This is a genomic window from Candidatus Dadabacteria bacterium (genome assembly GCA_026705445.1).
Classification (GTDB): Bacteria; Desulfobacterota_D; UBA1144; order Nemesobacterales; family Nemesobacteraceae; genus Nemesobacter.
On record JAPPAR010000001.1, the window covers coordinates 54,879 to 69,267 of the forward strand.

General features: G+C 54.0%; 8 protein-coding genes, 1 tRNA gene and 1 pseudogene. 8 read left to right on the forward strand and 2 right to left on the reverse strand.

The genetic code is table 11. The features are described 5' to 3' along the window. Positions 1–29: 29 nt before the first annotated feature. From OXG75_00275 to OXG75_00285, 3 genes are all read left to right on the forward strand, one after another. Positions 30–1,370 carry a cache domain-containing protein gene (locus OXG75_00275; protein ID MCY3624429.1) on the forward strand — a complete coding sequence of 447 codons (1,341 nt, stop codon included), beginning with the start codon at positions 30–32 and terminating at the stop codon, positions 1,368–1,370. A 159-nt stretch (positions 1,371–1,529) separates the two neighbouring features. Further along, positions 1,530–1,603, forward strand: a tRNA-Gln gene (locus tag OXG75_00280). A 21-nt stretch (positions 1,604–1,624) separates the two neighbouring features. Further along, positions 1,625–3,742 (forward strand): UvrD-helicase domain-containing protein, encoded by a 2,118-nt coding sequence (locus tag OXG75_00285; GenBank protein MCY3624430.1) that lies wholly within the window; start codon positions 1,625–1,627, stop codon positions 3,740–3,742. On the opposite strand, the gene OXG75_00290 is transcribed toward OXG75_00285, so the two are convergent. Further along, positions 3,739–5,214, reverse strand: a complete 1,476-nt coding sequence (locus tag OXG75_00290) for a YdiU family protein (GenBank protein ID MCY3624431.1) — start codon at positions 5,212–5,214, stop codon at positions 3,739–3,741. The two genes, OXG75_00285 and OXG75_00290, sit on opposite strands and share 4 nt — an antisense overlap. Before the next feature lie 129 nt (positions 5,215–5,343). Here OXG75_00290 and OXG75_00295 point away from each other — a divergent pair, with 129 nt between their 5' ends. Next, positions 5,344–5,628 carry a DUF2103 domain-containing protein gene (locus OXG75_00295; protein ID MCY3624432.1) on the forward strand — a complete coding sequence of 95 codons (285 nt, stop codon included), beginning with the start codon at positions 5,344–5,346 and terminating at the stop codon, positions 5,626–5,628. On the opposite strand, the gene dnaE is transcribed toward OXG75_00295, so the two are convergent. After that, positions 5,617–9,066 (reverse strand): DNA polymerase III subunit alpha, encoded by a 3,450-nt coding sequence (dnaE, locus tag OXG75_00300; GenBank protein ID MCY3624433.1) that lies wholly within the window; start codon positions 9,064–9,066, stop codon positions 5,617–5,619. The two genes, OXG75_00295 and dnaE, sit on opposite strands and share 12 nt — an antisense overlap. A 117-nt stretch (positions 9,067–9,183) precedes the next feature. Here dnaE and OXG75_00305 point away from each other — a divergent pair, with 117 nt between their 5' ends. The 4 genes and pseudogenes from OXG75_00305 to OXG75_00320 all read left to right on the forward strand — a co-directional run bounded on the left by OXG75_00305 (position 9,184) and on the right by OXG75_00320 (position 14,302). Continuing rightward, entirely contained in the window at positions 9,184–10,734 is a 1,551-nt protein-coding gene (locus OXG75_00305) for a CYTH and CHAD domain-containing protein (protein MCY3624434.1), read from the forward strand. Between the two features lie 88 nt (positions 10,735–10,822). Further along, positions 10,823–12,976 (forward strand): annotated as a pseudogene (locus OXG75_00310) (RNA degradosome polyphosphate kinase). Between the two features lie 199 nt (positions 12,977–13,175). Then, the gene (locus OXG75_00315) at positions 13,176–13,394 is read left to right on the forward strand and encodes a hypothetical protein (protein MCY3624435.1); all 219 of its coding nucleotides are present in this window, start codon (positions 13,176–13,178) and stop codon (positions 13,392–13,394) included. Continuing rightward, complete coding sequence (locus OXG75_00320) at positions 13,394–14,302, forward strand: S49 family peptidase (protein MCY3624436.1); 909 nt, start codon at positions 13,394–13,396, stop codon at positions 14,300–14,302. The genes OXG75_00315 and OXG75_00320 overlap by 1 nt, the downstream gene beginning before the upstream one ends. Positions 14,303–14,389: the final 87 nt, after the last annotated feature.

The following is a 14,389-nucleotide window of genomic DNA, read 5'->3' on the forward strand; positions in this document are numbered from 1 at the left end:
AAACTTCGCGGCCTTTTAGAGGAGTTGCGATGAAGAACATAGGATTTCTGATTTTTTTGTGCTGCGTTCTGGGGTTTCTGGGCGCCCTCCGCACGCTTCCGGCCGCCGCCCATGAAGGCGTACCGCACGTATTGAACGGTAAACAAACCGAACTGACTAATACGGTTTCCGATGTGGATAGAGAGAGGAAGGTGACCCTTGAGGAGTTCGTGATGCACGCGGTCGCTCACCTGCAGGAGGCCGAAACCTTTTCCGAGACTCTTGAGATACTGAATGAATTCAGGAATAAGGAGGGAGACTGGAATGACGGCAGCATGTACCTGATCCTTCTTACGGGCAAGGGAGTTGACGGCAGCGGAGTTACAAGCGGAAGAGATGGGGGAAGCGGAACAGCCGCAAGCGGAGGAGGCGTCTACGTTCACGCTAAAAACAGAGAACTTGAGGATCAGGACTGGTCACAGCTCAAAGATCGTAAGGGGATTAATGTAGGACAGATATTTCTCAGCGTCGGGAAAGATGGGGCAAGTATAGATTATGTTGGAGATAATGCAGATGATCCCCCCCCCCAAGCCTTTGCCTTTCCTTTTACCGCTCCCGCTATTCCGTTCAGCAATTCCCTCTCACCCGAGCAACAGGGTTTTGTTCTTGTCGGAGGTTTCGCTTACGAACCTGATGTCGTCGATCAGAAAAAATCCTACGAGGAGCTGGCCGGCTCCCTTCCCAACAGCGTTCACCCCACTAAAGAGGCTAGGGAGATAGGGGGCGAAGAGAGTGATGAGGAGAACGAGCGGGAGCTCAGGGAGTTTGTTGAAGAGGCCATCGTCTTTTTTACCGCGGCTCTTGCCAGCCCTGAAATTGACGCCGTGAGGCTTCGCACGCTTTTCAGGCTTGACGGCGGACCCTGGAGGCACGTTTCCACCTACATCTACATAATGGATGAAAACGGCAACGTGATCTTCAACGGGGCGAACAGAAACATTGAGCAGACAAACCTCTGGGATGATCCAGATGTCGGAGAGAATATCCGCGAACTCATTGCCGCGGCCAAGACGCCTGAAGTTGACTTCGTCCGGTACAACTGGGAGAATCCCGCCGTTGTGGGCGACGGAGAGCAAAGCGGCGGCCCTGGAGGCAGTTCCCCTAAGCTCGGCTACACAAAAGTTGTTTCGCCCGACAAGGATGACCCTTCCGCCCCGGTCTATATTTTCGGTTCGGGACTTTATCTTGGGGAATCCGAAGAAGACGACGGCGGCTGCGCTCTTTCCGATACCGCGAATACGGTTCAAGGCGCTCTGTTGGGGCTGCTTCTGGCAAGCACCGCCGTTTTTTTCCTTGTCTTTCTCCGGCACGGATGCCGGGCAGCCGAGTGAACTGACCGGTCCGCGGTCCGATTGCGCCCGCCCCGTAAACTGCGCCCCCGCGCCTGACCCGCGTTGCGTTTGTCTGGCCGATATTGTGCGTTTCCCGTTTCTCCAGTGGTTATTCTTTAACAGTCCTTCGGATATGGTAATATAAAAGTCTTTTTCAACTGGGGCGTCGTCTAACGGCAGGACACCGGGTTTTGGTCCCGGTAGTGGGGGTTCAAGTCCTCCCGCCCCAGCCAGAAATTTCGATTCACGTTACCATGTCAGGCAATTCCCTCAAAGGACTTAACCCTTCCCAGCTTGAGGCCGTAACCCACGGAGAGGGTCCGCTGCTTGTGCTTGCGGGCCCGGGATCGGGAAAAACCAGGGTAATAGCCCACCGGATCGCCTACCTGATAAACGACCTTTCCGTTCCTCCGGGAAACATTCTGGCCGTGACCTTCACCAACAAGGCGGCGGCGGAGATGAAAAAAAGAGCGAGGGATTTGGCGGGCGAGCTGGCAAGCGGCATATGGATCGGTACCTTCCACTCGATCTGCCTTCGGATTCTTAAAATAGAGGCGGATTTTCTTGAGGGCCACACGAAGGATTTCGTTGTCTACGACCAGGACGATCAGCTTGGCCTCTTAAAGAGCTGCCTGAAAGAGCTTGACTACGGGGAGAGCCTTTTTTCGCCTAAGGGAGTGCTCTCCGAATTTGACGCCGCTGAGAACAGGGAGGGGGCGTCCTTCAGGGACGATTTTTATGGTCGCAGACTTAGTGAGCTTTATGATTTCTACAAAAAAGAGCTCGTGAAGCGAAATGCTATGACGTTTAACGACCTGCTTCTTCTTGCAAACAGGCTTCTTTCTGAAAACCAGGGGGTTTGCGTCCGTTACCAGGACAGATTCTCTCAAGTGCTAGTAGACGAGTATCAGGACACAAACGTTTCCCAGTACCGCTTCGCAAAGACCCTCTCGCAGCGCCATCGCAACCTCTTCGTCGTGGGCGATGACAGTCAGTCGATTTATGGGTGGAGGGGGGCCGACATAAATAACATTCTGAACTTCGAGAAGGACTTTCCGGGAGCAAGGGTCGTTAAGCTTGAGCGCAACTATCGTTCGACACTTAACATACTCGGCATTGCGAACTCGGTTATAAGGAAAAACCCGGGCAGAAAGGAAAAAACCCTCTGGACCGAGAATCCCGAGGGAGAAAGAGCGCTGGTGTTCAAGGCCTTAGACAATGCCGACGAGGCCCGTTTTGTTGCGGAGCGGATTTCGGATCTGGCCGAATCCGGAGATTTCAAGTGGAGCGACGTGGCGATTTTCTACAGGGCCAACTTCCAGTCAAGGGTAATCGAGGAGGGACTTAGGGTCGCCAAAGTCCCCTACAGGATAGTGTCGGGAGTAGGGTTTTACCAGAGGGCGGAGATAAAGGATGTGATTGCCTACCTGCGGCTGGTTCAGAATCCGAGGGACGACGTCAGCTTCCTTAGAATAGTGAATGTCCCGCCGAGAAAGATAGGGGGAGTCACGCTTCGGAAGCTTCGTGAAGCATCCCAAGCCGGCGGATTCGCTCTTTTTGAAGCGTCCGAATACTGCCAAGAACATGATCTCCTGCCTGCGCAGGCTCTAGGTGCCCTATCACGTTTTCTTGAAATCATAAAGGGACTTGGTTCGGCGGCGGAGAGTCGGCCGGTAGCACAGGTGATCAAGAATCTTCTTCAAAGTACGGCCTATCTGGATTACCTGGGGGATGATCATCAGAGGGCGGAGAACGTAAGGGAGCTTTTAAACGCGGCCGAGGAATGGGACGACATCACTCTTTCTGATTTCCTTGACCTCGTCCTGCTCGCGACCGATGAGGACAGGGGAGATTCCGGAGAGGAAAAGGTCTCCCTCATGACGATTCACGCGGCCAAGGGGCTTGAGTTTCCGGCGGTGTTCGTGGTCGGGGTAAACGAGGACCTTCTTCCGCACAGAAGATCTGCGGAGACCCTTGGGGGTCTGGAGGAGGAGAGAAGGCTTTTCTATGTCGCGGTTACCCGCGCCAAGCGGCTGCTCTACCTGAGTTACGCTTCCTTGAGAACTGCTTCGGGCGGGACATACCACACCCGAAGGTCTGCTTTCCTGGATGATCTCTCGCCCGAGCATGTCGTCTGCGAATCCCGCAAGAAAAAACTCTCTGGCCGAGATTCCGATTTGCCTTCGGAAGAAAAGACATACGAACTAGAAGATGTCGGCCTGAACTTAAGACCCGGACAGAGGGTCACCCATCACGTTTTCGGTCCCGGGGTCGTTAAACGGATTGACGGAAAAGGAGATAGGGCGGTGGCTACGGTCGATTTTTTCGGTTCCGGCGTGAAAAAAATTCTCGCAAGCTTTTTTGCCGACTAGGAAAAACAGCTCACGACGAGGCTCTTGGCCCACTCGGGAGAGGCGCCCGCGTAGCTTTCATGCTCCGGCTGCTCCGAGAAGGGATTCTCGAATATTTTTCTTACTTTTTCTATCTCCGAGTAGTCCTCCCGCTCAAGAGCCTCCTTTATTGCGGTCTCCATTATGTGGTTTCTCAAAACGTACCTGGGGTTGACGGAATCCATGAGCTTCTTTCTTTCGCGGTCGGGAAGCGAATTCTCCCTAAGCTCCCCGGCGTACTCTGAGATCCACTGCCGCCATTGTCCCGAAGCCGCGCAGAGTTCCGCAAGCCAGGGATTTCCTTCAAAAGAGCCGTCGCGGCTTACGTCGGAGAGGCTTCTGAGAAAGATATGATAGTCCGTCCCGGATTCGGCCAGCATCCCGAGGGTTTTTTCAACAAACCGAAGGGATTCTCTTTTTTCCTTTTCAAAGCCGAACTTGCGCAGCATGAGTTGTCTGTAAGTCTCAGAAAAGGTCTTGTTGTAAACCTCAATTGCGCGGACGGCCTGTTTTTTGTCCACTAGGCTTTCCAGGCATCTTGCGAATTTCCCGAGGTTCCAACGCGCGATTGCGGACTGGTTTCCGTAGCTGTACCTGCCGAAGTGATCCGAGTGATTAGAGACGTAATCCCTGTCGAACGTCTCCAGAAATCCGTACGGTCCGTAATCGAGAGTGAGACCCGTTACGGACATGTTGTCGGTATTCATTACTCCGTGGGTAAATCCGAAAGCCTGCCACTTGGCGACGGTGAATGCCGTTTTTTCTGCCGTCGCGAGCAGAAAAAGCCCGTAGCCCTCCTTTGCCCCGCTCGGAATCTCGGGGTAGTGGCAGGCGATTACGTAATCGGCAAGCGTCTGGATACTTTCCTCTTCACCTCGGTAGTAAAAACCTTCGAACGAACCGAAGCGCACGTGGGTCTCCGCGACCCGGAGCATCATGGCGGCGGGTTCCCGGGTTTCCCTCTCGATTTTCTCCATGCCTCCCACTATGCAGAGAGCCCTCGTGGATGGAATTCCCAGATGGTGGAGAGCCTCGCTTCCGAGATACTCCCTTATGGAGGACTTGAGCGTAGCCCTTCCGTCAAAGCCTCTTGAGAATCTGGTGGTCCCGCATCCCTTGAGGTGAAGATCCCATCTGCGGTTCCGCTCGTCGATTATCTGCCCGAGCAGAAGTGCTCTCCCGTCTCCAAGGTGCGGATTGTAGACCCCGAACTGCCAGCCGGCGTAGTACATAGCCAAGGGGTCTGCGCCCGCAAGAGGCCTTTTCCCGCAGAGGTACTCGGCAAGAAGGGGGTTTTGTTTCTCGCCCGGGTCTATGCCGAGTTCCGCCGCCAGGGTTTCGTTAAACGCCACCATATGGGGGCTCTTGAACGGAACAGGATCTTTTTTCTGGTAGAACTCGTGTGGCAGCTCCGCGTAGGAATTCTCAAAACGAAGGTCTGTTATTTTTCCCATCTCACGACGCCCCCTGCGCTTCGTTGCGGATTATGCCGACGGAGGACCGGGCAGCCCGAGAAATCCCCGCGCCCGGATACGTACTAACCCTTGGTCCTATAAAGAAGTATAATATTCCCCCGGGAAATCATGAAATATAGAAAAAACAAGATAAAAACCGAACATTCGATAATAAAGGGACTACGGCGTTTTCTCGAGAACAACATCTCGGACCTTGACCACGTAACGGGAATCATTCCCGGGGAGATAAAGGTCGGCCGCGCCACCGGGGAGAATCTGGCTGTGAGCTACAAATACAGCACCCGAAGCGGGGCCAAGCTCATAGCGAGAAGCGGCACTTCGGTGCAGGAGGTGTTTGTCATCACGAAGGACCCCGAGGAGCTAAAAGCGCTTATAGAGCGTCTAGGCAAATGAGCTTTCCCTGAGGGTCACCGCGCCTTCCCCGAGCAGTCCCTCGATGTTTTCTATGAGCTCGTCCCCGAAGTCGACCTTGCAGTTTCCGACCCTTAGGACGGCCTCTGAGTGGTTGGTCTTCATGTCGATTATAACGGTCGAGTCTCCCGGGAACTTCTCGAGGATATCCCTCAGGCTGAGTATGTTCTGCTCGCTTGCCGATTTGCGGGCGATGCTTATGCAGACAGCGGAATTCGTCCTGGTCTCCCTGAGCGAGGAGATGTCGCTTGCAAGAAGACGTATCTTGTCATCCGAGACCTCGATTTTCCCCTTCACTATCACCGGTTCCACCTTCTGTTCCAGAAGGGAACTGGACGTGCGCAGAGTGTCGTTGAACACTATTGCTTCTGTGAAACCGTTCAGATCCTCCAGGGTGAAGTAGCCGATGAGGCCGGTTCCCCTGCGGGTGTTTTTGGTTTCGAACGATCTCACCACTCCCGCGATTCTCACTTCGGAGCCGTCTCTTGCCCGTTTTATGGATTCGGTGTCGTGAAGGCGGCTGTATTTTTCAAGCTCGGAGGAGTGCTTTCGAAGCGGATGGGAAGATATGAAAAACCCGAGCACGTCAAGCTCGTTCTCGAGCCTGATGCGGTCATCCCAGGGTTCGGTTTCGGCAAGAGTCGGGGCGGCCACGGAATCTGGAAGGTCAAACAGCATTCCCTGCCCGTTCGCCGGCGTGTGCTGTTTCATGGAGTTGTACCCGAGCAGGGACTCGCAGGAAGCGAACAGCCGCGCCCTGCTTGGTTCCAGGGAATCGAAAACGCCTCCCTTTATCAGGCTTTCAAGTGCCTTTTTGTTTAGTTTTCTCGAATCCACCCTGGCGCAGAAGTCGAAGACGGATTCGAATACCCCGTCTTTTTCCCTGCTTCTGACTATTTCCTCGGTCAGGCCATCCCCGACGTATTTGATTGCGGTGAATCCGAACAGCACCTTTCCTTCCGACACCGTGAACCCGGAGCAGCTTCGGTTTATGTCGGGCTGCAGAACGTCGATTCCGAGTTTTCTGCACTCGGTTATGCCGGAGATCACCTTGTCCACGTTGTGGGCTTCCACGGACATGAAGGCTGCCATGAATTCAGCCGGGTAATGCGACTTGAGGTAGGCCGTCTGGTAGGTGATCATGGCATAGGCGGCGCTGTGGCTCTTGTTAAAGGAATACTCAGCGAATTTTTCGAGGGTGTCGAAAAGCTCCGCGGCCAGCTTGCTCTCGAGGCCCTTTTTTTCCGCTCCCGTAAGGAACCTTTTGCGTTGCGCCCTCATTTCGCTTGATTTTTTCTTGCCCATTGCCCTTCGCAGGAGGTCCGCCTCCCCCATGGTGAAGCCCGCAAGCTCGCTCGCGGTCTGCATTATCTGCTCCTGGTAAACGAAGAGGCCGTAGGTTCCTCCCAGTATCTCCCGAAGCGCGGGATGCGGAAAATCAACCGTGCCACCGTTTTTCCTCCGGGTGAACTCCTCCGCCATGCCGCTGTCAAGAGGGCCTGGGCGGTAAAGCGCTAGGGCGGCCGTTATGTCCTCGAACTCCGCGGGCCGCAGCTTCGCCAGAAGATCCTTCATTCCCTGGGATTCAACCTGGAATATCCCCATGGTTGCGCCTTCGCAAAGCAGGGCGTAGACCTTCGGGTCGTTAAGGGGGATTCTGTCAAGGTCGAATTCCTTTTCGTCTTTTCCCTGATTTTCCCTGACGTACTTAACAGCCTTGTCCAGTATTGTAAGGGTCTTTAGGCCAAGGAAATCGAATTTCACGTAGCCGAGCTTCTCTATGGAGTTCATGTCGAACTGGGTTACGATCTCGTTTTTGCTTCCCCTGTAAAGCGGTATGTAGTCGGCAAGCGGCTCATTCGATATCACCACCCCTGCCGCGTGGGTGGAGGAATGGCGCACCATGTTCTCAAGCGACCTCGCAAGTTCCACCGCTTCGGCAAGCTCCTTGTTCTCAGAAAGCCGCTCCTTTATTTCCTTTACCTTGCCTACGGCTTCCTTTATGCTGAACACCTTTCCCCGGAAAGAGGGGATCATCTTCGAGAGCCGGTCGACTTCCGCGTAGGGAAGCCCGAGCACCCTTCCCACGTCCTTTATCACGGCTTTCGAGGACATGGTTCCGAAGGTGCCGATCTGGGCAACCTTGTCCGCCCCGTACTTCTCCGTGACGTATCTTATTACCTCGTCGCGGTGCTCACCGCAGAAATCGACGTCTATGTCGGGCATGCTCACCCTCTCGGGGTTAAGAAACCTCTCGAAAATAAGGTTGTGCCTTATGGGGTCGATGGCCGTTATGCCGAGGGCGTAGGCGACCAGGCTCCCGGCGGCGCTTCCCCGCCCCGGCCCAACCGGGATATCGTTTTTTCTGGCGTGGAATATGAAGTCGGAGACCACGAGGAAGTACGCGGAAAATCCCATCTTGCAGATGGTGTCAAGCTCCGAGCGAAGCCGCTCGCGGTAGGTTTCGTGGGACTCTTCGGGTATTTCGTTTTCCCGGAGCATTCTCTCGAGATTCCTGCCCGAGATCTCGCGCATGAATTCGTCAAGCGACTTTCCCTCTGGAGGGACGTATTCGGGGAACCTGTATCCCTCGTTTCTGAATTCGAAGTCGCAGCGCTCAGAGATTTTCACAGACTCCTCAATGGCGTCCTCGAAACCCTCAAGTTCCTGCGTCATTTCCTCCCTTGTCTTGACGTAGAAATCATCGCTCTGGAATCTCATTCTCTTGCGGTCGGCCACCATGCTCCCAGTCTGGATGCACAAAAGTGCGTCGTGCGACTTGTAGTCCTCCCTGGTGAGAAAATGGCAGTCGTTGGTCGCCGCGAGCTTTATGCCCATGCTACTGGCGATTTTGCGAAGCTGACTGTTGATCCTGCGTTGCTCGGGAAGGCCGATTGCCTGCACTTCAAGATAGTAGCGGTCCCCGAATATCTCCTTGTATACAGAAGCGATTCTTATCTGCTCCTTCTGATCTTTTTTGAAAATGGCCTGGGAAAGCTCGCTGCTCATGCACCCGGAGAGGACTATGAGCCCCTCGTTGTGCTCAGACAGCATCTCGTGATCAACGCGCGGACGGCGGTAGAACCCCTCGAAGTATCCTTTTGTAACAAGTCTCGAGAGGTTCCTGTATCCCTGCTCGTTCATGCAGAGCACGGTGAGATGATAGTTCTTTCCGTCCGAAGGTTTTTCAAGCTTGAGGGTCGGGGTGACGTAGAGTTCGCAGCCTATTATGGGCTTTACGCCGCGGGCCTTTGCCTTTTCGAAAAACTCGTACGCGCCGAAGAGGTTTCCGTGATCGGTCACGGCAACGGCGGGCATGGCCTGGCTCTCGGCTCTCTCGATCAGCTCGTCGAACTTTATCGAGCCGTCAAGAAGCGAGTACTGCGAGTGTAGATGTAGGTGAACGAAGGAATCTGCCATTGCGGGTTATGAAGTTAAATTATACACCTTCCCTCGGTTTCATCCAGTAGCAGAAGGAAATGACAACCGGGCCTTAATCGAGTAAATTAATAGTCTAGTTTCCGACAAACCGGGTGGTTGAATCTTTACGTCATGTACGAGGAAACGGAATTCAAGCTGTCCCTTTCGCCCGCCGTGGCGAACCGGATTCTGCGTTACAAGGGGCTTAAGCCCCTTCGCAGGGGCCGTCGCACAAAGCGCCATCTCGTAAGCACCTACTTCGATACCCCGCGCCATGCGCTTAGAAAATCCGACATAGTCCTTCGGGTGCGCGATAACGGCAACGGCAAGCAGCAGACTATAAAGGTGCCGTTCCAAGGCCCCGCAGGACTTCAGAATTTCCGGGAATGGACCGTTCCGGTAAATGGCGATTCCCCGAATCTTCGCGCCGTGGACGACCCGGCGCTCGCTCGCGCTCTCTCCCGTCGGCGCTACGAAAAGCGCCTAGGCACCGTGTTCATCACGGACTTCGAGCGCGAGGCGGTTCGTATCAGGACCAAGGGTGCCGAATTCGAACTGGCAGTGGATCAGGGAGTGATTCACGCCGAAACATCCTGGGGACGCATTGAGGAGCCTATCTGCGAAGCGGAATTCGAACTGCTCTCGGGGGATCCGGCGCGGATGTTAGACGTGGCCCTTGAACTTTGCGAGGCTTACGACGTACGCCTTGCCCACCTTACTAAGGCGCAGAGGGGCTACGCGCTCGTAAGGCCGGCCCTTCGGCCAAGACCGCTTAAGGCCCCGAAGGTCACGCTCACAGAGGATATGAGCGTGGGAGAGGCGTTTAATTTCATCATTGCTGGCGCGCTTGAGCACATGTTCGCAAACGAGATTCCGACCCTAGAGGGAAGGGCGGAGGGAGTTCATCAGACAAGGGTGGCTATGAGGCGCGTGCGCGCGGCGCTTCGGGCCTTCAAAAGAATACTTCCATATGACAAGCGAAAGGCCTTTAACGGAGAGTTCCGCTGGTTCCAGCAGCGCCTGGCCCCGGCCCGCGACTGGCAGGTGTTTTTAAGCGAGACCCTTCCCAGGATAGCCTCCGCGGCGCCAGGGCAGGAGGAAGCGATAGAGCGCCTTCGGCGCATTGCCCGTGCAGAGCGGCGCCGCGCCGTCGGGGATGCGGCCGGCTATCTTGAGAGCCGCCGCTACGCCCGTCTTCTACTCCAGTTCGAGCGATGGGTCGCGTCTGTGGAGAAAGAGGTCGGCTCAAAGACTTTCAGCCAGCCCGTGAAGCCGTTTGCAAAAAGCGTGCTCAGGAGAACATGGCGCTATTTTCTCGAGGATACGAGGCCCCTTTCGCGTCTTCCTGACGAGGATCTTCACGAAATAAGAAAGCGTGGGAAAAAGGCCCGCTACGCAACGCAGTTTTTCAACTCGCTCTGGAGCGGTCCCGAGGTTCCGCCCTTCATGAAGCTCATGGGACGCTTCCAGGACAGCCTCGGAAAAACAAACGACGCGATAGTCGCGCGGCACATCCTTGCGGCGGTCAAGCCCGGAAGACTTGATCCCTCGATGGTCCGTCTTGCGCAGGAATGGTCGCAGGCTAGGGTTAGAAAGTGCCTTCGCACGGCGCAGCCGCAGTGGAGGCGCCTCGTGAGGATCACCCCGTTCTGGGAGACGGGGCAGTGAGTATGGCTTTTCACGCAGCAGGTGATTATGTAAACTCACGGGTTGTGGGTGTTAGGACGCAGAATCTTATCGTCCAAGGAGACTGCAGGTGGCTTCTTCGGTAACGGACATTTCGAGCAAGAGGTTCCCGCTTCGCCCTTCTGAGCGGTATATCAACAGGGAGCTTTCCTGGCTTGATTTCAATCTGCGGGTTTTGGAGACGGCGGCCAGCAAGAATGTTCCGCTTCTTGAGAGGGTGCGCTTTCTCTCCATCTCCGCAAGCAATCTCGATGAGTTCTACATGGTAAGGGTAGCGGGTCTTGCGGGACAGGTTATGGAAGGTGTGACCGACCGCAGCAAAGACGGCCTTACACCCTCCCAGTAGCTCGAAGCCATAAGGGGGAAGGTCCGTTCCCTGCTTGACAGCCAGTACGAGTGCGAAAAGGAACTGTTTTCCCTCTGCAAGAAGGCGGGGATCAAGATCGTAACTCCCGAGAAACTTGACCGCTCGGGCGCGAAGTGGCTCTCCGAGTGGTTCTCGAATAAGCTTTTCCCGGTTCTTACCCCGCTTGCCATAGACCCGGCGCATCCGTTCCCCTTCATACAGAGTGAGCGCCTTGTATGCGCCGTGCAGCTAAGCCGCGCCGAGGACGGAAAGCGCATGAAGGGTCTTATACTGCTGCCTTCCCAGGTGGAGCGCTTCATAGAGGTTCCGGGAGGAAAAAAAGTACAGTTTGTTCCGATCGAGAAGGTTATCGAGCACAACATGAAATTCCTTTTCCCGGGTTTTGAGGTTGAGGACAACGGAATCTTCCAGATCACCCGCGACAGCCTTCTTGAGATAGACGAGGACGCGGAAGACCTGGTAGAGACGTTTGAGACGGCGCTTAAGCAGCAGCGCAGGGGAGGCTCCGTGATCAGGGTTGACGTCAACGCGGATATGCCGGATGCGATAGTTGACTTCATAATGGAGAAGATTGAGGCCCACGACGCGCATTTTTTCAGGATCAAGGGGATGCTCGGGCTTGAAAGCGTGAAACAGATAATAATCGATGAGCGAAGCGACCTTCTTTACAAGCGCATGAATATCCGCTACCCCGAGAGGGTAAGGGAATTCGGGGGCGACGTAATAGCCGCCATACAGCAGAAGGATTTCGTCGTTCACCACCCTTACGAGAGTTTCGACGTCGTCGTTGAGTTCCTGAAGCAGGCCGCGGCGGACCCGGCGGTCGTCGCGATCAAGCAGACGCTTTACCGCACCTCGGAAGACTCCCCGATAGTGAAAAGGCTCATAGAGGCCGCCGAGACCGGAAAATCCGTAACTGCCATGGTGGAGCTAAAGGCCCGTTTCGATGAGGAGGCCAACATTCGCTGGGCGCACGATCTCGAGGACGCGGGGGTTCAGGTCGTGTACGGATTCATCGATCTTAAGACCCACGCCAAGGTGTCTCTTGTGGTGAGAAGGGAGGGTTCTGACATCCGCACCTACACCCACTATGGCACCGGCAACTATCACCCCGTAAACGCCAAGATATATACTGACCTCAGCTACTTCACGGCCGACGAGGCGCTGGGTCGCGACGCCGCCAAGCTTTTTAACTACATGACCGGCTACGCCACTCCTAAGAAGATGGAGAGGATATTCTTCTCTCCCGTAACGATGCGCCCGAAGGTGCTTGAATTGATAAGGGACGAGGTAGACCACGCGAAGGCCGGCCGTCCCGCGGTTATATGGGCCAAGATGAACTCCCTTGTGGACAGCAAGATAATAGACGCGCTTTACGCGGCGAGCCGCGCGGGGGTGCGCGTCGAGCTTTTCGTTCGGGGAATATGCTGCCTGCGGCCCGGGATGCCTGGGCTCTCCGAGAACATAAGGGTGAAGAGCATCGTGGGACGTTTCCTCGAGCACAGCAGGGTCATCTGCTTCGGCGCGGGGGAAGGGCTTCCCTCTAATGCCTGCAAGGTCTTCATCTCGTCCGCAGACTGGATGCCCCGCAATCTTGACCGCAGGGTGGAGTCGCTTGTTCCGATCGAAAACGCCACCGTGAAAAAGCAGCTCGTTGAGCAGGTGATGGTCGCTAACTTAAACGATGTAGCTAACAGCTGGGAAATGCTTCCCGACGGTTCTTTCCGCAAGCTTAAAAGCGATGCGGACAGCTTCTCGGCTCACAAGTACTTTATGACTAACCCCAGTCTTTCGGGACGAGGCAAGGCGCTTGCCGAATCCAGGCCGGTAATGCCGGCTGAGTTTGTGCAGGAATAATTCATGGCAGAGATTCTTTTCCCCGCCTCACCCTTCGGCAAAAACGGAAGTATGCGTGTATTATCTTAAGTTCAGGAGATAAAGCTGGCAGTGTGTAGTGATTAAAAATCAAGCAATCTTTTACAAAATTTGAAACCACGATTAAAAAAAGGATAATTGTTATCAAGTTATTTGAGTGATTCAGGAGGAGATTTAAAACATGGACCCCGAGAAACAACTTAAGTCCGAGGATAAGAAGAAAGATATAGATGATCAGTCGTTTGAACATCTGCATCGTAATTTGTTTGACCATCCGAACGACGAAGAATGGAGTGCGACTCGCTCACTGGCCCAACCTTCATTTCTCAAGCAGATTAACAGCCACGGTAGTGCCCACAGCCAACCAATGAAGGTTTCCCCAACCACTTCCGAACAATAATGCCTAACTGGTCAGAAGTACTGAACGAGATCAGGAATCTTGACGCTAAACTAATATCCCAGTCAGCGCCTGATCAGGTTCGTCGCAAATATCTTAAAAACCTGTTTGAAAAAACCGGTCGCAATACTGTTGCCTACTATTCGGGCTGGCTGTCAAAGCCCAATATAGAAGGCATTCATATTAACGACGAAGATAAGAACGGCTTTATGATGGCTGTTCATGAGCTTGACCGTTCAGTTGGACTTGACTTAATTCTGCATACCCCGGGTGGAGAGCTTCACGCAACGGAATCAATTATTCATTATCTTCACCAGATGTTTAATGACGACATTCGCGTTATCGTACCACAGATAGCCATGTCGGGTGGTACCCTTATTGCGTGTTCCAGCAAGCAGATACTGATGGGCGCTCATTCAAACCTGGGTCCGATTGATCCACAGTTACGGGGAGTGCCCGCATATGGTGTAATTGAGGAATTTCGAACTGCTGCGGCACAGATTAAGGAAGACCCCAGCAAAGTCCATGTTTGGAATCCAATTCTCTCCAAGTATCATCCGACATTTCTCAGCCAATGCAAAAACGCAATTGAACATAGCAGCGAAGTTGCCCAAAACTACCTAGAAAGAGTTATGTTTAAGGGTGTTGCTGACAGGAGGAAGATTGCCGAGAAAATTGTCAAAGGTCTGACTGATTACTCAGGCAACAAATCCCATGCCAGGCACATTCATATCGATGAATGCAAAGCTCTTGGATTAAAAGTTTCGGAGTTTGAATCCGATCAAGAGCTGCAGGAACTTGTTTTAACCGTGCATCATGCGTTTATCCATACCCTTATGAATACACCATCGGTTAAAATCATCGAAAATCACCTTGGTCGAGCTTTGATCAAGACTTTCGTATCAGGGTAGCAATAGCCGTTATGGCTAGACTGCTTCAAATAGAGAGTTTTTCCGACATTACGACAGGTCTAGGACGGATGAAGCTGCTTAATGCTA